Annotated in this window: 22 protein-coding genes and 1 pseudogene; 3 read left to right on the forward strand and 20 right to left on the reverse strand. The window is 69.9% G+C overall.

Going from position 1 to position 17,951, the window contains the following annotated elements:
* Positions 1–3: 3 nt before the first annotated feature.
* The 14 genes and pseudogenes from rplN to fusA form a co-directional block, all read right to left on the reverse strand.
* Positions 4–372 carry a 50S ribosomal protein L14 gene (gene rplN, locus DSM104299_RS24300; protein ID WP_272474252.1) on the reverse strand — a complete coding sequence of 123 codons (369 nt, stop codon included), beginning with the start codon at positions 370–372 and terminating at the stop codon, positions 4–6.
* Complete coding sequence (gene rpsQ, locus DSM104299_RS29480) at positions 369–950, reverse strand: 30S ribosomal protein S17 (protein ID WP_349294475.1); 582 nt, start codon at positions 948–950, stop codon at positions 369–371. Before rpsQ ends, rplN begins: the two co-directional genes overlap by 4 nt.
* Before the next feature lie 2 nt (positions 951–952).
* Positions 953–1,153: a 50S ribosomal protein L29 gene (rpmC, locus tag DSM104299_RS24310; protein WP_272474253.1), complete on the reverse strand. Its 201-nt coding sequence runs from the start codon at positions 1,151–1,153 to the stop codon at positions 953–955.
* A complete protein-coding gene (rplP, locus tag DSM104299_RS24315) occupies positions 1,153–1,569 on the reverse strand; it encodes a 50S ribosomal protein L16 (RefSeq protein ID WP_272474254.1) in 417 nt (138 codons plus the stop codon). Before rplP ends, rpmC begins: the two co-directional genes overlap by 1 nt.
* Before the next feature lie 55 nt (positions 1,570–1,624).
* Positions 1,625–2,563 carry a 30S ribosomal protein S3 gene (gene rpsC / locus DSM104299_RS24320; protein ID WP_272474255.1) on the reverse strand — a complete coding sequence of 313 codons (939 nt, stop codon included), beginning with the start codon at positions 2,561–2,563 and terminating at the stop codon, positions 1,625–1,627.
* A gap of 4 nt (positions 2,564–2,567) precedes the next feature.
* A pseudogene (rplV, locus tag DSM104299_RS24325) lies at positions 2,568–2,897 on the reverse strand (50S ribosomal protein L22); the annotation flags it as partial.
* Between the two features lie 260 nt (positions 2,898–3,157).
* On the reverse strand, positions 3,158–3,430 hold the full coding sequence (gene rpsS, locus DSM104299_RS24330; protein WP_272474256.1) for a 30S ribosomal protein S19: 273 nt from the start codon (positions 3,428–3,430) through the stop codon (positions 3,158–3,160).
* A 14-nt stretch (positions 3,431–3,444) separates the two neighbouring features.
* Positions 3,445–4,287: a 50S ribosomal protein L2 gene (gene rplB / locus DSM104299_RS24335; protein WP_272474257.1), complete on the reverse strand. Its 843-nt coding sequence runs from the start codon at positions 4,285–4,287 to the stop codon at positions 3,445–3,447.
* A 4-nt stretch (positions 4,288–4,291) separates the two neighbouring features.
* Positions 4,292–4,594, reverse strand: coding sequence for a 50S ribosomal protein L23 (rplW, locus tag DSM104299_RS24340; RefSeq protein WP_272474258.1), 303 nt, complete (start codon positions 4,592–4,594; stop codon positions 4,292–4,294).
* The gene (rplD, locus tag DSM104299_RS24345) at positions 4,594–5,235 is read right to left on the reverse strand and encodes a 50S ribosomal protein L4 (RefSeq protein ID WP_272474259.1); all 642 of its coding nucleotides are present in this window, start codon (positions 5,233–5,235) and stop codon (positions 4,594–4,596) included. The genes rplW and rplD overlap by 1 nt, the downstream gene beginning before the upstream one ends.
* Entirely contained in the window at positions 5,228–5,845 is a 618-nt protein-coding gene (gene rplC / locus DSM104299_RS24350) for a 50S ribosomal protein L3 (RefSeq protein ID WP_272474260.1), read from the reverse strand. The genes rplD and rplC overlap by 8 nt, the downstream gene beginning before the upstream one ends.
* Positions 5,845–6,171 (reverse strand): 30S ribosomal protein S10, encoded by a 327-nt coding sequence (rpsJ, locus tag DSM104299_RS24355; RefSeq protein ID WP_027005623.1) that lies wholly within the window; start codon positions 6,169–6,171, stop codon positions 5,845–5,847. The genes rplC and rpsJ overlap by 1 nt, the downstream gene beginning before the upstream one ends.
* A 207-nt stretch (positions 6,172–6,378) precedes the next feature.
* Entirely contained in the window at positions 6,379–7,563 is a 1,185-nt protein-coding gene (tuf, locus tag DSM104299_RS24360) for an elongation factor Tu (RefSeq protein WP_272474261.1), read from the reverse strand.
* Positions 7,564–7,667: 104 nt separating this feature from the next.
* A complete protein-coding gene (fusA, locus tag DSM104299_RS24365; protein ID WP_272474262.1) occupies positions 7,668–9,767 on the reverse strand; it encodes an elongation factor G in 2,100 nt (699 codons plus the stop codon).
* Positions 9,768–9,987: 220 nt separating this feature from the next.
* On the opposite strand from fusA, the gene DSM104299_RS24370 reads away from it, so the two are divergent.
* Positions 9,988–10,500 (forward strand): hypothetical protein, encoded by a 513-nt coding sequence (locus tag DSM104299_RS24370; protein ID WP_272474263.1) that lies wholly within the window; start codon positions 9,988–9,990, stop codon positions 10,498–10,500.
* A gap of 167 nt (positions 10,501–10,667) precedes the next feature.
* Here DSM104299_RS24370 and rpsG read toward each other — a convergent pair whose 3' ends face one another.
* The 5 genes from rpsG to DSM104299_RS24395 all read right to left on the reverse strand — a co-directional run bounded on the left by rpsG (position 10,668) and on the right by DSM104299_RS24395 (position 16,176).
* The gene (rpsG, locus tag DSM104299_RS24375; protein ID WP_028075812.1) at positions 10,668–11,138 is read right to left on the reverse strand and encodes a 30S ribosomal protein S7; all 471 of its coding nucleotides are present in this window, start codon (positions 11,136–11,138) and stop codon (positions 10,668–10,670) included.
* Between the two features lie 7 nt (positions 11,139–11,145).
* The gene (rpsL, locus tag DSM104299_RS24380; protein ID WP_272474264.1) at positions 11,146–11,541 is read right to left on the reverse strand and encodes a 30S ribosomal protein S12; all 396 of its coding nucleotides are present in this window, start codon (positions 11,539–11,541) and stop codon (positions 11,146–11,148) included.
* A 452-nt stretch (positions 11,542–11,993) separates the two neighbouring features.
* Positions 11,994–13,127 (reverse strand): alanine dehydrogenase, encoded by a 1,134-nt coding sequence (ald, locus tag DSM104299_RS24385; protein ID WP_272474265.1) that lies wholly within the window; start codon positions 13,125–13,127, stop codon positions 11,994–11,996.
* A 28-nt stretch (positions 13,128–13,155) separates the two neighbouring features.
* On the reverse strand, positions 13,156–14,799 hold the full coding sequence (locus tag DSM104299_RS24390) for a PucR family transcriptional regulator (protein WP_272474266.1): 1,644 nt from the start codon (positions 14,797–14,799) through the stop codon (positions 13,156–13,158).
* Positions 14,800–14,802: 3 nt separating this feature from the next.
* A complete protein-coding gene (locus DSM104299_RS24395; protein WP_272474267.1) occupies positions 14,803–16,176 on the reverse strand; it encodes an aspartate aminotransferase family protein in 1,374 nt (457 codons plus the stop codon).
* Between the two features lie 212 nt (positions 16,177–16,388).
* Between DSM104299_RS24395 and DSM104299_RS24400 the strand changes: the two genes are divergently transcribed.
* Together DSM104299_RS24400 and DSM104299_RS24405 are read left to right on the forward strand one after the other, a co-directional pair.
* Entirely contained in the window at positions 16,389–16,553 is a 165-nt protein-coding gene (locus DSM104299_RS24400; protein ID WP_272474268.1) for a hypothetical protein, read from the forward strand.
* Between the two features lie 85 nt (positions 16,554–16,638).
* Entirely contained in the window at positions 16,639–17,133 is a 495-nt protein-coding gene (locus tag DSM104299_RS24405) for a carboxymuconolactone decarboxylase family protein (RefSeq protein WP_272474269.1), read from the forward strand.
* Here DSM104299_RS24405 and DSM104299_RS24410 read toward each other — a convergent pair.
* Positions 17,130–17,894 (reverse strand): class I SAM-dependent methyltransferase, encoded by a 765-nt coding sequence (locus DSM104299_RS24410; RefSeq protein ID WP_272474270.1) that lies wholly within the window; start codon positions 17,892–17,894, stop codon positions 17,130–17,132. The genes DSM104299_RS24405 and DSM104299_RS24410 overlap by 4 nt on opposite strands.
* Between the last annotated feature and the right edge of the window lie 57 nt (positions 17,895–17,951).

Below are 17,951 nucleotides of genomic sequence, written 5' to 3' on the forward strand. Positions count from 1 at the left end.
GGCTTAGAGCACCTCCGGGGCGAGCGAGATGATCTTCATGTAGTTGCGATCGCGCAGCTCGCGGGCCACCGGCCCGAAGATGCGCGTGCCGCGCGGGTTGCCCGCGGCGTCGATGATCACGGCGGCGTTCTCGTCGAAGGCGATGTACGTGCCGTCGTTGCGCCCGAACTCCTTCTTGGTGCGCACGACGACGGCCTTGACGACCTCGCCCTTCTTGACCGTGCCCTGCGGGCTGGCGGTCTTGACCGTGGCGGTGATCACGTCGCCCACGTGCGCGTACTTGCGGCGCGAGCCGCCCTGCACGCGGATGACGAGGATCTCGCGGGCGCCGGTGTTGTCGGCGACCTTGAGGCGTGACTCGTTCTGGATCACTTGGCACGCTCCAGGATCTCGACGAGGCGCCAGCGCTTGCTGGCGCTCAGCGGACGCGACTCGATGACGCGCACGCGGTCGCCCGCGTTGGCGTCGTTGGCCTCGTCGTGGGCGTGCAGCGTCGAAGAGCTGCGCACGATCTTCTGGTAGCGGCGGTGCCGGCGCGCGACGTCGATGCGCACGGTGATCGTCTTGTCCGCCTTGGCGGAGGTGACGATGCCGAGGCGCTCCTTGGGGGCGCCGGGGCCGTGCTCGGTCGTCGACTCGGTCTTGGCCGGGCCGGCCTCGCCGCGCGCGGCGTTCACCTTCGCGCGCTTGTTGGTGCGGTAGCGCGAGCGAGCGACGGCCTTGGCCTTGCGGGCCTCGGCGCGCTCCTCGGGCGTCGCACCGCGGCGCACGCCGCGACGGGCGCGAGCGGCGACCTTGCGCTCCTTGGGAGTCAGTGGGGTGACCGGCTCAGCAGCCGGGGCAGCGGCCTCGGGGGCCTCCGCCTCGGGCGCGGCAGCGGTGGTCTCCTCCGCCGTCTCGGCGGCGGGGGTGACCTGCTCTTCGGTCGTGTCGGGGGTCTCGTCAGCCATGGCTACTTGTTCGTGTCGATCCCGCGCTCATGCGCGATGGTCAGGGCGCGAGCGAGGTCGCGCTTCCCGGTCTTGAGGCCGGCCGTGTTCTCCAACTCGCCGGTGGCGTGCTGGAAGCGAAGGCCGAAGAGGTCACGTCGGACCGTCTTGATGTGGTCGGCGAGCTCGGCGTCGTCGAGGTCGCGCATGTCCTTGGTGTTCATCAGGCGTCGTCCTCCGCCGTCACGATCTTGGTGCGGACCGGCAGCTTCATGCCGGCGAGGCGCAGGGCCTCACGCGCGAGGGGCTCGGGCACGCCGGCCAGCTCGAACATGACGCGACCCGGCTTCACGACGGCGACCCAGCCCTCGGGCGAGCCCTTGCCGGAGCCCATGCGGGTCTCGGCGGGCTTCTTGGTGACGGGCTTGTCCGGATACACGTTGATCCAGACCTTGCCGCCACGCTTGATCTTGCGGGTCATCGCGATACGCGCGGCCTCGATCTGGCGGTTGGTGAGCCAACCGGCATCCAGGGTCTTGATGCCGAACTCGCCGAACTGCACCTTCGTCTGGCCGCGCGACAGCCCGGGCTTGCGCCCGCGGTGCTGCTTGCGGTGCTTGACGCGCTTAGGCGACAGCATTGGAGATCACCTCAACGTTCCTGGTACAGAGCGTGACGCGCTTCGGGGAGAGCATCTAGCGACCCCCTCCGTACCCGCCGCCGCCGCGCGGACCGCCGCCCTGCCCGCCACGGCCGCCCGGACCACCAGCTCCGCGCCCACCGCCGCCGCCACCGCGACCGCCACGTCCGCCGCCGGGACCGCCGGGGCCGCCCGGCCCACGGCCGCCGCCGCCCTGGCCGCCGCGACCGCCACGCCCACCGCCGCGACCGTCACGGTCGCCGCCACGGCCACCGCGATCGCCGCCGCGGCCACCGCGGTCGTTGCCGCGGTCCATGCCGGCGGCCTGCGGGGCCTCGATCTCGGTGAGGTCGGAGCCGCCGTAGCCCTCGGGCATGATCTCGCCCTTGTTGATCCAGACCTTGCAGCCGATGCGGCCGAAGGTCGTGCGGGCCTCGTAGAAGCCGTAGTCGATGTCCGCGCGCAGCGTGTGCAGCGGGACGCGACCGTCGGAGTACATCTCGGTGCGCGCCATCTCGGAGCCGCCGAGGCGGCCGCCGACCTGGATCTTGCAGCCCTTGGCGCCCGAGCGCATGGCGCTGGTGAGCGCGCGCTTCATGGCACGACGGAAGGCGACGCGGTTCTGGAGCTGCTCGGCGATCGACTGCGCGACGAGCTTGGCGTCCAGCTCGGGCCGCTTGATCTCCAAGATGTTCACCTTGATCTGCTTCTTGGTGATCTTGTGCAGATCGCGGCGCAGCGCGTCGACCTCGGAGCCGGACTTGCCGATCACGATGCCCGGACGCGCGGTGTGGATGTTGACCTCCACCTCGTTCGCGTCCTTGCGGATCGTGATGTCGCTCAGGCCGGCGTGCGCGAGCTTGTTGGTGATGTGGCTGCGGATGGCGACGTCCTCGGCCAGGTAGTCGCTGAAGTCACGCTCGGTGAACCAGTTCGACTTCCAGTCGTGGATGTAGCCCACGCGCATGGACTCGGGGTGAACCTTCTGTCCCATGCTCTTACTGCTCCTTCGGGGTGAGCGCGATCGACAGGTGCGACGTGCGCTTGCGGATGCGCGAGGCGCGGCCCATGGCCCGCGGACGGAACCGCTTGAGGGTCGGGCCCTCGTCGGCGGTGATGGCCAGGATGCGGAGGTCGTCGCCGATGAGCTCGTGGTTGTGCTCGGCGTTGGCGACGGCCGAGTTCAGGAGCTTCTCCCAGTCCTCGGCGACCGCGCGCGGCGTGTGCTGCAGGATCGCGCGCGCCTCGGTGACGGACTTGCCGCGGACGTGGTCGGCGACGAGCCGCGCCTTGCGGGCGGACGTGCGGACGTACTTGGCGTGGGCCTTGACGACGGGACGGCCGTTGGACGAGGCCTTGGCGACCGGCTTGGGCGCAGGCTTCTCCTCGACGGGCTCTTCGGCCTTGGCCTTCTTGGCCCGCGAGCGCTTCGGCTTCGCTTCCGCGACGGGCTCCTCGGCGGCCTCGGCCTCCTCGGCCGGCGTCTCCTCGACCTCGACCTCGGGCTCGACGGGCGTCTCCTCGAGGGTCGTCTCGTCGACGACCTCGGTCTCCACCTCGTCCTTCTCGGGCTTGTCGTCCTCGCCCGTCATCGCTTCTTCCCGGTGTCGATGTGCCCGCGGTAGGTGCGCGTCGGCGCGAACTCGCCGAGCTTGTGGCCGACCATCGCCTCGGACACGAACACGGGCACATGCTTGCGCCCGTCGTGCACGGCGATGGTGTGGCCCACCATGTCGGGGAAGATCGTCGACGTGCGCGACCAGGTGCGCACCATCTTCTTCGTGTTGGCCTCGTTCATCTTCTCGATGCGCGCCAGCAGGCGCTCCTCGATGAACGGACCCTTCTTGGATGAACGGCTCATCGCTTCCTAACCCTCTACCGCTTGCCCTTGCCACGCTTGCGCGCGCGGACGATGTAGCGGTCGGACGACTTGTTCTTCTTACGGGTGCGGTACCCGAGCGTCGGCACGCCCCAAGGCGTGACCGGGTGACGGCCGGGCGTGGTAGAGCCCTCGCCGCCGCCGTGCGGGTGGTCGACCGGGTTCATGGCCGTGCCTCGCGTCTGCGGGCGCACGCCCATGTGACGCTTGCGGCCGGCCTTGCCGATCTTGACGTTCTGGTGCTCGGCGTTGCCGATGGTCCCGACGGTCGCGCGGCACTCGGCGCGGACCAGCCGCATCTCGCCGGACGGCAGGCGCAGGGTGGCGTAGTCGCCGTCCTTCGCCATCAGCTGGATGCTGACGCCGGCGGAGCGGCCGAGCTGGCCGCCGCGACCGGGCTGCAGCTCGACGTTGTGGATGACCGTGCCCGTCGGCATCGAGGCCAGCGGCAGGCAGTTGCCGACGGAGATCTCGGCCTCGGGGCCGCTCATCACCGTCGCGCCGACCTGCAGTCGCTGCGGAGCGAGGATGTAGGACTTGACGCCGTCCACGTAATGGAGCAGCGCGATGTACGCCGTGCGGTTGGGGTCGTACTCGATCGCGGCGACCTTGGCGGGGATCCCGTCACGGCGGCGCTTGAAGTCGACCTTGCGGTACAGGCGCTTGGCCCCGCCGCCACGGTGGCGGGAGGTCTTGCGCCCGTTGGCGTTGCGGCCACCGGACTTCTTGAGGCCCTCGACCAGCGTGCGCTCCGGCGTCGTCTTCGTGATCTCGGCGAAGTCCGGATACGAGACGAAGCGGAGGCCCGGGGAGGTGGGCTTGGGCTTGCGGATGGGCATCGACTTACGACTCCTCGAGGCCCTCGAGGCCCTGGAAGATCGGGATGGACTGACCCGGCGCCACCTGGACGATCGCCTTCTTCCAAGACCGCGTGCGACCGGCGGTCTGGCCGCGGCGCTTGGGCTTGGACTTCACCGACATCGTGCGGACCTCGACGACGTTGACGTCGAACAGCTGCTCGATCGCCTGGCGGATCTGGGTCTTGTGGGCGCTCGGGTGAACCCGGAACGTGTACTTCTCCGCGGCGGCCAGCACGTAGGACTTCTCGCTGACGACCGGACGGATGATGACCTGGCTGGCGTCCATCAGGCGCTCGCCTCCTCCTTCTTCTCACCCTTGGCGCGAGCGGTGAGCTCCTCGAGGGCGGTGGGGCTGACGAGCACGTTCGCCGCGCCGACGAGGTCGGCGACGCCGACGTTCGTCGTCGGGATCACCGCGCGGACGCCGGCGAGGTTGCGGAAGCTCAGGGCCACCCGCTCCTCGGCGTCGCCCAGGACGATGAGCAGCGAGCCCTTGACGCCCCAGTCGGTCACGAGCTTGGCCGCGGCCTTCGTGGAGACGTCGTCGAACGCCTTCGGGTCGAAGACGGCGATCGAGCCGCGGTCGGCGTGGATCGACAGCGCGCTGCGGAACGCCGCGCGGCGCTCCTTGCGGTTGACCTTGAACGTGTAGTGGCGCGGCCGCGGCCCGAAGACCGTGCCGCCGCCCGTCCAGATCGGCGAGCGCGACGAGCCGGCGCGAGCGCGGCCCGTGCCCTTCTGACGCCACGGCTTCGCGCCACCGCCGCGGACCTCGCCGCGGGTCTTGGTGGACGCGGTGCCCTGGCGCTTGGCGGCCAGCTCCGCGCGCACGGACTCGTGCACGAGCGGGCCGTTGAACTTCGCGCCGAAGGCGGTGTCGTCGAGCGTGACGTCGGCGCCGCCGCCCAGGTTCTTGGCGCTAGGCATCGGTGCGGACCTCCACGTAGCCGTTCTTGGGACCGGGGACCGAGCCGCGGACGAGCAGGAGGTTGTCGCCCGCGTCGATCCGGACGATCTCGAGGCCCTTCTGGGTGACGCGCTTGTTGCCCATCTGGCCGGGGCCGCGGATGCCCTTCATCACGCGGGCGGGCCAGGCGGACGCACCGATGGATCCCGGTGCGCGCACGTTGTGCGAGCCGTGGGACTTCGGACCGCGCTTGAAGTTGTGGCGCTTGATCGTGCCCTGGAAGCCCTTGCCCTTGCTGGTGCCGGCGATCTTGACCGTGTCGCCGACCGAGAAGGTCTCGACGGTCACGGTGTCGCCGACCTGCAGCTCAGCGGCCTCGTCGCGGAACTCCACGAGGTGGCGCATGGGCGGAGCGGAGGCCTTCTTGAGGTGGCCGAGCTCCGGCTTGCTCAGGTGCTTCTCCTTGGACGCGCCGAACGCCAGCTGCACGGCCTCGTAGCCGTCGCGGTCGAACGTGCGGATCCCCGTGACGGGGCACGGGCCGGCCTCGAGCACGGTGACGCGCTCGACGCGGCCGTCGTCGAGGAAGACCTGGGTCATCCCGAGCTTCTTGGCGAGGATGGCGGGCATTACGCGAGGAGCTTGATCTCGATGTTCACGCCGGCCGGGAGGTGGTCCAGGCGCTGGAGCGAGTCGACCGTCTTGGGGGTCGGCCCGTGGATGTCGATCAGGCGCTTGTGCGTCCGGATCTCGAAGTGCTCCTGCGAGTCCTTGTCCTTGAACGGCGACTTGATGACCGCGTAGATGTTGCGGTCGGTCGGCAGCGGCACGGGACCCGAGACGGTCGCGCCGGTGCGCGTCGCCGTCTCGACGATCTCCTTGGCCGCCGTCTCGAGGGCCTGGTGGTCGTAGGCCTTCAAGCGAATGCGGATCTTGTTCTGTGTGGCGGCTGCCATCTGCCTGTCTTTGCGATTCCGTCTGCTTGCTTGTCTTGGAAAGCTCGGTGCTGGAGTGCTGCGGTGCTGGGTTGCCTCGCGGCTTTAGGAGCGGACCGCTCGTCGATGCCGACGGGTCTCCGCTCCACTCCCTGCGGTCGTATCTGAATTGGTGCTGCTCTGCGTGTGAGGCGGGGCGCTCGGAGCGCCCCGCCGGTCACGCAAGTGCTACTGGATGATCTCGGTGACGACGCCCGAGCCCACCGTCCGGCCACCCTCACGGATGGCGAAGCGGAGGCCGGCGTCCATGGCGATCGGCTGGATGAGCTCGATCTCCATGGCGACGTTGTCGCCCGGCATGACCATCTCGACACCCTCAGGCAGGTTAGCGACCCCGGTCACGTCCGTCGTGCGGAAGTAGAACTGGGGGCGGTAGCCGGTGAAGAACGGCGTGTGACGGCCGCCCTCCTCCTTCTTGAGGACGTAGACCTCGGCCTTGTACTTCGTGTGCGGCGTGATCGAGCCGGGCTTGCAGAGAACCTGCCCGCGCTCGATCTCCTCGCGCTTGGTACCGCGGAGGAGGCAGCCCACGTTGTCGCCGGCCTGGCCCTGATCGAGGATCTTGCGGAACATCTCGACGCCGGTGACGACCGTGGTGGTCGTGTCCTTCACGCCGACGATCTCGACGTTGTCACCGGTGTTGACGACACCCTGCTCGATGCGGCCCGTGGCGACGGTGCCGCGGCCCGTGATCGAGAAGACGTCCTCGACCGGCATCAGGAAGGGCTTGTCGAGGTCGCGCGTCGGCTCCGGGATGTAGGAGTCGAGAGCGTCGGCCAGCTCGAAGATCTTCTGCTTGTACTCCTCGTCGCCCTCCAGGGCCTTCAACGCCGAACCCGTGATGAACGGGATGTCGTCGCCCGGGAAGTCGTACTCGGAGAGCAGGTCGCGGACCTCGACTTCGACGAGCTCCAGGAGCTCCTCGTCGTCGACCATGTCGGCCTTGTTGAGGAACACGACGATGTAGGGCACGCCGACCTGACGGGCGAGCAGGATGTGCTCACGCGTCTGGGGCATGGGGCCGTCGGCCGCCGAGACCACGAGGATCGCGCCGTCCATCTGCGCCGCGCCCGTGATCATGTTCTTCACGTAGTCGGCGTGGCCCGGACAGTCGACGTGCGCGTAGTGACGCGACTCCGTCTGGTACTCGACGTGAGACGTGGCGATCGTGATCCCGCGCTCCTTCTCCTCAGGAGCGTTGTCGATCTCCGCGAAGCTGCGAGCCTCGCCGCCCATCTTCTCGGCGAGCACGGTCGTGATGGCCGCGGTCAGCGTCGTCTTGCCGTGGTCGATGTGACCGATGGTGCCGACGTTGACGTGCGGCTTGTCGCGCTCGAACTTCTCCTTCGCCACTTCAGTTGCTCCTTCGGAAGTCTTGGTGTTCGTGAGGGGGTCTTCGTACCTGGCGAACCAGGGAAAGCTATCGCGATCCGTCGTGAGACGTCCGCTCGGTGTGCTTAGGCCGCCGCGGCGTCTCCGCTACGGCCTTCGACGATCTTCTCCGCGATGTTCGGCGGGACCTCGTCGTAGCTGTCGAACTGCATGGTGTACGTGGCGCGGCCCTGGGTGTTGGAACGCAGGTCCGTCGCGTAGCCGAACATCTCCGACAGCGGCACGCGGCCGGTCACCGCCAGGGCGTTGCCCCGCCGGTCCTGGCCCTCGACGCGTCCGCGCCGCTTGCTCAGGTCGCCGATGACGTCGCCGAGGAACTCCTCGGGCGTGACGACCTCGACCGCGAAGATCGGCTCGAGCAGGACGGGCTTGGCGCGGCGGGCCGCCTCCTTGAAGGCGAGCGAGCCGGCGACCTTGAACGCGATCTCCGAGGAGTCCGTGTCGTGGTACTTGCCGTCGACGAGCGTGACGCGGATGTCGACCATCGGGTAGCCGGCCTTGACGCCGGTCTCCATGGCCTCCTCGACGCCCTTCTCGATCGCGGGGATGAACTCGGTCGGGACCGAGCCGCCCTTGATCTTGGAGACGAAGTCGAAGCCCTCGCCGGGCGCCGGCTCCATGTCGATGTAGACGACGCCGTACTGGCCCGAGCCGCCGGTCTGGCGGACGAACTTGCCCTCGACCTTCTTGGCCTCGCCGCGGATGGTCTCGCGGTAGGAGACCTGCGGCTTGCCGACGTTGGCCTCGACGTTGAACTCGCGGCGCATCCGGTCGACCAGCACCTCGAGGTGCAGCTCGCCCATGCCGGAGATCTCGATCTGGCCCGTCTCCTCGTTGGTCTGGACCTGGAACGTCGGGTCCTCCTCGGCCAGGCGGCCCAGGGCGACCGACATCTTCTCCTGGTCGGACTTCGTCTTCGGCTCGACGGCCACCTTGATGACCGGCTCGGGGAAGACGATGTTCTCCAACTTGATCGGAGCGTCCGGCGCGGCGAGGGTGTCGCCGGTGACGATCTGCTTGATGCCGACCGCCGCGGCGATGTCGCCCGCGTAGACCTCCTCAAGCTCCTCGCGGTCGTTGGCGTGCATCATCAGGATGCGGCCGACGCGCTCGGTCTTGCCCGAGGAGACGTTGAGGATGCGCGAACCCGCCGACAGGCGGCCGGAGTACACGCGGAAGTAGGTGAGCTTGCCGACGAACGGGTCGGCGGCGATCTTGAACGCCAGCGCGGCGAACGGCTCCTCGTCGGAGGCGTTGCGCGTCTCCTCGGTGATGTCGCCGTTGCGCGCCTCGACGATGCCGTCGACCGGCGGCACGTCCAGCGGGGACGGCAGGTAGTCGACGACCGCGTCGAGCAGGGGCTGCACGCCCTTGTTCTTGAACGCGGAGCCGCAGAAGACCGGCGTGATGCCCAGGCCGAGGACGGCCTTGCGGATCGAGGTCTTGAGCTGGCCGATCTCGACGTCGCCGTTCTCGAGGTAGGACTCGGCGAGGTCGTCGTCGAACGTCGTCAGCGCGTCGATGAGCGTCTCGCGCGCCTGGTCGGCGCGGTCCTTGTGCTCATCGGGGATGTCGATGACGTCGAAGTCCTTGCCCAGGTCATCCTTGTAGATGATGGCCTTCATGGCGACCAGGTCGATGATCCCGATCAGGTCGGCCTCGGCGCCGATGGGCAGCTGGACCGGGACGGCGTTCGCGCCGAGGCGGTCGACCATCGTCTCGACGGACCGGTCGAAGTCCGCGCCGATGCGGTCCATCTTGTTGATGAACGCGATGCGCGGGACGTGGTACTTGTCGGCCTGGCGCCAGACGGTCTCGGACTGCGGCTCGACGCCGGCGACCGAGTCGAACACCGCGATCGCGCCGTCGAGGACGCGCAGCGAGCGCTCGACCTCGACCGTGAAGTCCACGTGGCCGGGCGTGTCGATGATGTTGATGCGGTGCTCGTCCCAGGTGCAGGTCGTCGCGGCGGACGTGATCGTGATGCCGCGCTCCTGCTCCTGCTCCATCCAGTCCATGGTGGCCGCGCCCTCGTGGACCTCACCGATCTTGTAGGTGCGACCGGTGTAGTAGAGGATGCGCTCCGTCGTCGTCGTCTTGCCGGCGTCGATGTGCGCCATGATCCCGATGTTCCGGGTCTTCTGGAGGGAGAACTTGCGTGGCATATCTGAGTCTGCTGGCGGTCGGGGAAGCGGTGGCTGCGGGCAAAGAAAACGGGCCCCTCGGGCCCGCGCGCACGACAGGAGTAGATCCCGGTCGTGGCGCTATGTGCTCGAGGTCTCCATGCTGGCGCAGAGAGCGACCCGCGGAAGCGCGCGCATGAGCGGCGCTCTACACGGGGCAGACGGCGATGATAGCAAAGGGTTCGTGCCCGACTCGTCTCGCTTGCCGACCGTTCTGACCTTCCGGCTCGTCCTCGCCGCGACCGGGTTGTTGGGCGCGCTGCTGCTGCTCGCGGCGACGTTCACGAGCGTGATCGACATCACCGTCGGGACGACCTCGAAGGTCCTCGACGCCGACACCGCGCAGAGTGGCTGGGACCGGCACGGGCCGGCGCTGGTCCTGCTGGCGCTGCTGGCCGTGTTCCTGCTGCTGGCCTCGCTGCGCGGGTCGCGCGTCGCGATGGCGGGGCTGCTGCTGTGCGGCGTCGTCGCCCTGGCGATCCCGACGATCTGGGACCGTCCGCACGTCCACGACAGCGGGTCGATCGGCGACGTCTACGCCGAGGCCACGGCGGACCCGGGCACGGGCTACTACCTCGAGACGCTGGGCGGCGCGCTGATCCTGCTCAGCGGCGGCGCGCTGCTGGTGCTGGGCCGGACGCCGATCGTGGAGCCGGCTCCGGGCGGGTCGGCCGCGGAGCGGGCCCGGGCGCGCCGGGCGGCGCGGGCGGAGTAGCGGCGCCGCGCGTAGCGGCGCCGCGGGTAGCGGCGCCGCGGGTAGCGGCGCCGCGGGTAGCGGCGCCGCGGGTAGCGGCGCCGCGGGTAGCGGCGCCGCGCGCCCGGAACGAGAGACGGCCGCCCCGGAGGGCGGCCGTCTCTAGAAGCTGCGGGTGGAGGAGCGAGCTACCAGCGGTAGTGCGCGAAGGCCTTGTTGGCCTGCGCCATGCGGTAGATGTCGTCCTTGCGCTTGTAGGCGCCGCCCTGCGAGTTGATGGCGTCCATGAGCTCGTTGGCGAGGCGCTGGGCCATCGTCTTCTCGCGGCGCTGGCGGGCGAACTCGACGAGCCAGCGGACGGCGAGCGTGCGCGCGCGGCGCGGGACGACCTCGACGGGGACCTGGTAGGTCGCGCCGCCGACGCGGCGGGACCTGACCTCGAGCGCCGGCGTCAGGGCCTTGATGGACGCCTCGAGCTGCTCGACCGGGTCCTTGCCGGTCTTCTCGCCGATGATGGCGAGCGCGTCGTAGACGATCCGCTCGGCCGTGCTCTTCTTGCCGTCGAGCATGACCTTGTTGACGACCTGGGTGACCAGGCGCGAGCGATGAACGGGATCCGGCTCGATCGGCCGGATCGTTGCTGCGGAGCGGCGGGGCATGAAGTCTCTACTTCTTCTTGACGCCGTACTGGCTACGGCTCTTCTTGCGGTCGGTCACGCCGGAGGCGTCCAGCGTGCCGCGCACGACCTTGTAGCGCACGCCCGGCAGGTCCTTGACGCGGCCGCCACGCACGAGCACGACGGAGTGCTCCTGCAGGTTGTGGCCCTCGCCCGGGATGTAGGACGTGACTTCGACCGAGCCGGTGATCCGCACACGTGCGACCTTCCGCAGCGCCGAGTTCGGCTTCTTCGGCGTGGTCGTGTAGACGCGAGTGCAGACGCCGCGGCGCTGCGGGGCGGCCTGCTTCTTCTTGTTGCCCTTGCCGGACTTGAGACCCGGCGTGGACATCTTGCGCGGCTTGGGCTTGCGACCCTTGCGGACGAGTTGGCTCGTGGTGGGCATGCGGCGCGAGATGGTAGCAAGCGTTCGGCCCCAGTCCCTTTCTGGCGCCTGACAGCACGGCTCGCAGCGATCGCAACGGTCGGTGTTCCCGCCGTGCGAGGCGCCATCACACCCGCGGTTTGGGGCCTGACGAGACGGGTTCGATTCCGCTCGCGCGTGTAGAGGTGCGACGGCGAGAAGGGCGTGTGTGCCGAGCGGTGGCGGTGGCGGACAGACCGACGGGTTGTTCGCCGGGATCGACGACGCATCGGTGCGAGGTGGCTGGCGGTGCCGAGGCGGCTGACCGCGGGTGCAGACACCGGCGGTGCGACGGCGAGGAGGGCGCGTGCGCCGAAGGGTGGAGGACAGACCGGCGGGTCGCCACGCCCGGATCGACGACGCACCGGCGCGAGCCGGTCGGCGGTGCCGGAGCGGTGTCGGCGGCGGCGCTGGGCCGCCGCCGGAAGGCGCCGTCAGGCCGCGGCCGGCACCTTGGCCAGTGCCTCGAGTGGGTCGATGGCGGTGAGGCCTTGGTCGGCGGCGACCGGTGCGTAGGTGACCTCGCCGGCGGCGACGTTGAGGCCGGCCAGGAAGCCCGGATCGGACTGCAGCGCCGCGTGGACGCCCTGCTCGGCGAGCTTGATGACGTAGGGCATCGTCGCGTTGGTCAGCGCGAACGTGCTCGTGATCGGCACCGCACCCGGCATATTCGCCACGCAGTAGTGCGTCACGCCGTCGACCTCATAGGTCGGATCGGTGTGCGTCGTCGGCCGCGAGGTCTCGAAGCACCCGCCCTGATCGATCGACACGTCGACCAACACGGCGTTGTGCTTCATCAACCCCAACTGCGCGCGCGTGATCACGTGCGGCGCCTTGGCCCCATGCACCAACACCGCGCCGATCACCAGATCGACCTCGGGCAGCATGCGCTCGATGCTCAACGTCGTCGAGAACACCGTCGAGCACCGGTTGTTCAACAAGAAGTCCAACTCACGCAACCGGTCGATCGAACGGTCATAGATGTAGGTCTCGGCCCCCATGCCGATCGCGATCTCCGCCGCCGTCAACCCGACGACGCCACCGCCGATGACCATCACCTTGCCCGCCGCGACACCCGGCACACCGCCCAGCAGCAGCCCACGCCCGCCCAACGGCTTCTCCAACATGAACGCGCCCGCCTGCGTCGCGATCTTGCCCGCGACCTCGCTCATCGGCGCCAGCAACGGCAACCGACCATTGCGATCGGTCACCGTCTCATAGGCGATGCACGTCGCGCCGCTGTCGCGCAACCCCTGCGTCAACTCCGCATCCGGCGCCAGATGCAAATACGTGAACAACGTGTGCCGCGGCTCGAGCATCGCCACCTCGACCGGCTGCGGCTCCTTGACCTTGACGATCATGTCACTGCCCGCGAACACCGCCGCCGCATCGGGCACCACCGACGCACCCTGCTCGGCGTACTCCCCATCCGGGATCGCCGACCCCACGCCAGCACCGTGCTGAATCAGCACCTCGTGACCACGATCGACCAGCTCACGCACACCCGCAGGCGTAATCGCCACCCGGTACTCGTCGGTCTTGATCTCCGTGGGGATGCCGACTCTCATGGCCTTCTCGAACCTCTTTGGTCTGTGACTAATGGACGAGCTCTCGGCCGCGCAGGGCCAGCCAGAACTCGATGCGGTCGCGAGCGCTGGCGAGGTCGCGCCCCGTCAGCTCCTCGATCTTGCGGATGCGGTAGCGCAGCGTGTGGCGGTGGCAGTACAGCCGCCGGGCGGCGGCCTCCCACTGGCCGTTGCACTCGATGAACGCCTCGAGCGAGCGCATGAGCTCGCCGCCGTAGTGGCCCTCGCCGGTCTCGATCGGACCGAGCAGCGACTCGCAGAACAGCCGCAGCGCGTCGGAGTCCTGCAAGGACAACAACAACTGGAAGGACCCGAGGTCCCGGTAGGTGGCGACCGTCGGCTTCGACGCGCCCGCTCCGATGCCGTTGGTCCCGTGCGCGGCCTTGCCGTTGAGCTCGGCGCCGACCGGCCGCCCGAGCGTCCGCGCCTCCAGCGCGCAGCGCGCCTCGTGGTAGGCCCGGCGCGCGTCACCCGCGGCCACCGCGCGCCCCGCGCCCGCGGCCGGAGCGGCGCCCATCTTCGCGACGACCCGATCCAGCACCCGCTGCGACAGCTCGAAGAGCTCCTCGTCCAGGAACCCGGGCAGCAGCGCGCAGACGTGGTTGTTGGCCGTGGCCACCAGCCCGCTGACGGCTTCGTCGCGCAGCGCGCCCACCAGCGCGGCCTCGAACGCCTCGGTCCCGCCGCCCTTGCCGGCCTGCCGGGCCGGCGGCGTCAGCACCACCGCGGTGACGCGTCCGCCGAGCCCGAACGGCTCCAGCCGGCGCGCCAGGTCCGAGCCCGACACCGTCCCGTTGACGAGCTCGCTCAGCACGTCGCCGGCCAGCCGGCGCTCGGTCGACGACGCGACGTGGCGGCGCAGCAGCTCCAGCGCGACCACCGTGACGGCCTGGTGCAGGACGACGCGGTCGAACTCCGACAGCCCGCCGGAGTCCTTGACGGCCACGAGCCACGCCTGCGGCAGGCCGGTCGTCTCGGCGCCCGCGACCGGCAGCGCCAGCGCGCGCGGCGCCAGCTCCGGATGCGAGGGGACGAACCCGCGCGCCTCGGTCCGGCGGGCGCGCTCGCGCAGCTCGGCGCCCACTGCGCTCAACGCGTCCTCCGGCAGCTCGCGGCGGAACGCGTGCAGCGCCTGCGGCTCGCCGCGCCCGTCGAAGACCACCGTCGTCCCGCCGATCAGCGTCGCCAATGCGGCCGCGATCGCGTCCAGGCCGCGCTCGGACAGCACGATCCGCTGCAGCCGCTCCTGGACCGCGATCGACCGCTGCAACAACGCGTATTGCTCGTTCACGAGCCTCGCGAACGCCTTCTCGGTCACCGCGATGAACGGCGTGTCGTACGGGATCTCGACCAGCGGGAAGTCCCGCTCGGACGCGGCCTCGACCAGCGCCTCGGGCACGCGCTCGTGCCCGAAGCCCGCGCCGAAGCCCAGCCCGGCGAGCCCGTGGTCGGCCAGCCGCGCCACGTAGGCGCGCTGCTCGGCCGGCGTGGACAGCGACAGCCCGGTGGTGAGCAGCAGCTCGCCCCCGGAGAGCCAGGGCGTCGGGTCCGCGAGCTCCGAGATGTGCACCCAGCGCACCGGAGCGTCGAGGTTCGGCTCGCCGGCGAGGACGCTGACGTCCAGATCCCGCAGGAGCTCGCGGACCGTCAGCATCAACTACCCGAGCATGCGGCGCGAAGCCTCTTCGAGGACCGGGCGCAGGACGCCCTCGATCTCCTCGAACTGCTCCGGGCCGGCGATCAGCGGGGGCGACAGCTGGATCACGGGGTCGCCGCGGTCGTCGGCGCGACAGATCAGCCCGCGCTCGAACAGCTCGGCGGACAGGAAGCCGCGCAGCAGCGTCTCGGACTCCTCGTCGGTGAACGACCGCTTGGTGTCCTGGTCCTTGACCAGCTCGATGGCCTGGAAGTAGCCGGCGCCGCGCACGTCGCCGACGATCGGGATGTCGCGCAGGGACTCGAGCATGCCGCGGAACGCACCCTCGTTGGACCGCACGTTGTCGAGGATGTTCTCCTCTTCGAACACCGCGATGTTGGCCAGCGACACCGCGGCCGAGACCGGGTGGCCGCCGAAGGTCAGCCCGTGCGTGAACGACGTCGTGCCGTGCGCGAAGGGCTCGAACACCTTCTCGGACGCGATCACGGCGCCCATCGGCGAGTAGGCCGAGGTGATGCCCTTGGCCGTCGTGATGATGTCCGGCTCGTAGCCGAAGCGCTGGGCGCCGAACCACTCGCCGAGGCGGCCCCACGAGCAGATCACCTCGTCGGAGATGAACAGCACATCGTAGTAGTCGGCGATCTCGCGCACCCGGTCGAAGTAGCCCTCCGGCGGGACGAAGCAGCCGCCCGCGTTCTGGACGGGCTCCAGGATGATCGCCGACACCGTGCTCGGGTCCTCGAACTCGATGCGCTGCGCGATGGCCTCGACGAGCTCCTCGGGCTTGTGGCCCTCGGGCAACCGATAGGTGTTGGTGTTCGGGACGTGGCAGCCGCCGGCGGGCAGCGGCTCGAACGGCGCGCGCAGGCTGGCGATGCCGGTCGCGGTCAGGCAGCCGGCGGTGGTGCCGTGGTAGGCGGTGTCGCGCGCGATGACCTTGTACTTGGTCCCGTTGCCGCGGAGCTTGTGGTACTGGCGAGCGAGCTTGAGCGCCGACTCGACGGCCTCGCTGCCGCCGGAGGTGAAGAACACGCGGTTCAGGTCGCCCGGCGCGAGCTCGGCGATCTTGGCCGCGAGCTCGATCGCGCGAGGGTGCGCGTAGCTCCAGTTGGTGAAGAAGGCGAGCTCCTTCGCCTGATCGGCACCCGCCTGCGCCACATCGGCGCGGCCGTGGCCGATGTTGGTGCAGAACAGCGAGCTGAGGCCGTCCAGGTACCTCTTGTCGTGCTGGTCCCAGACGTAGCACCCGTCGCCGCGGACGATGATCGGCACTTCAGCGTTCTCGTACGCGCCCATGCGGCTGAAGTGCATCCACAGATGCTGCTTGGCGAGCTGCTGCAGCTCGGCGTTGCTCGTCTCGGCGGTGGTCGCCATCGAGAGCTCTCCCTTTTTCCTTTTATCCGATGTGGCAGGCGCGGTTGTCGCTCTGGACAACGGTACCCGGGCGCGAACCCTTGCGCCATCCCGGATGCCGCGCTGGACCATCTTGGGATCGCCGGTGCGCCACAGCGGCCAATGGTCGGCGCGGAAACGCTCTTCGCGGTTGGTCCGTCACAAGTCGACCGCTCGGGCGTACTTAACGGCGAGTGCCCAACGTCCTCTGCAACGGCTGCGGCCTGACGAGCTACGCCCCGACGCCGCACAACGCCCCGTCGCTGTGCCCCTACTGCGACGCCGAGCTGTTCCCGTCGATCCGCTCCGCGGGCCCCACGGCCGAGGACGACGGCGAGCGCGACGCCGAAGCGGCGTAGGCGAGCGCCGCGGGGCGGAGTGGTCCGCCTCCGACGTCCCGAACTGGTCTTGCCGACCGGTCCAATCGGGCTCTAAGTTGGAGCCATGACCGCTCCCCACCTCTCCGACTCCACGCCGCGCGCGATCGACTTCCCCCGGGCGTTCAAGCGCATGCTCGCCCTCCAGGGCGAGGTCGACGGCGGCGAGATCGCGCCGCGCCTCTCACACCTCGTCAAGCTCCGCGCCAGCCAGATCAACCGCTGCGCCTACTGCATCGACATGCACGTCGACGAGGCGCTCGCGGACGGCCTCGACGCCAAGGAGCTGCACTTCGTGCAGACCTGGGACGAGGTCGACGTCTTCGACGCGCGCGAGCAGGCCGCGCTGGCGCTGACCGAGGCCGTGACGCTCGTGTCCGAGTCCCACGTCCCGCGCGACGTGTGGGACGCGGCGGCCGCCGTCTTCTCCGAGCAGGAGCTCGGCGCGCTGCTGTGGCAGATCATCGCGATCAACGCGTGGAACCGCTTCTGCGTCGCCACGCGCAGCACCCCGGAGTCGCTGAAGCCGGCGACGGCGGAGACCGCGGGCGCGAGCGCCTAGAGCGCGACGATCAGCCGCAGGCCGGCGTCGTAGGCGTCGAGCCCGCGCAGGTGCCCGTGGCGCGCGTCCCAGGCGCCGGAGGTCAGGTCGCGCGCCACCGCCGCCGCGCAGCGATCGACGATCGCCGGCTGCATGCGGGCGAATCCCGACGTGGCGGCCCGCGCCGCGGGATCGAGCACGCGCTCGGGATGGGCCCAGAACGAGAGGAGCATCCCGTCCGGCGTGTCGCGCGGGACCTCGATCACGTGCGTGCGGACCTGACCGCCGAGCCAGTCGGCCAGCCGCTCCGGCGTCGGGAAGATCGCGCGGTCGAGGTCGGCGACCTCGGGCAGGTAGTCGGCCATCAGCCACGTCGCGCCGCTCACGCGCGGGTCGAGCGTCAGCAGCACGACCGGCCCGCGGGCGACGCGCCGCAGCTCGCGCACGCCCTGCTCCTGCTCGTAGTCCCAGTGGTGCAGCGTGAGCATCGCCATCGCGGCGTCGACCGACGCGTCGCGCAACGGCAGCCGGCCCGCCGTCGCCCGGATCGCCGGCGCGAGGTGCGGCGGGCGCTGCGCCGCCATGACGTCAGAGGGCTCGACCGCGACCACGTGCCGATCGACGGGCTCGTAGGACCCTGCGCCCGCGCCGACGTTGACGACCGTCCGCGCGTCGCCCAGCGCCTCGTGCACGCGCGCCGCGATCCGCGGATCCTCCTGCCGGCGGCGTGCGTAGCCCTCGCCGATCCGGTCGTAGCGCGGTGACAGCGCCTGGTCGGCCATCGCCACACCCTGCCACTGCCGTCTGGCACGGACAAGGCGCCCTAACCCGAGCTTCAC

Source organism: Baekduia alba (assembly GCF_028416635.1).
Lineage (GTDB): Bacteria > Actinomycetota > Thermoleophilia > Solirubrobacterales > Solirubrobacteraceae > Baekduia > Baekduia alba.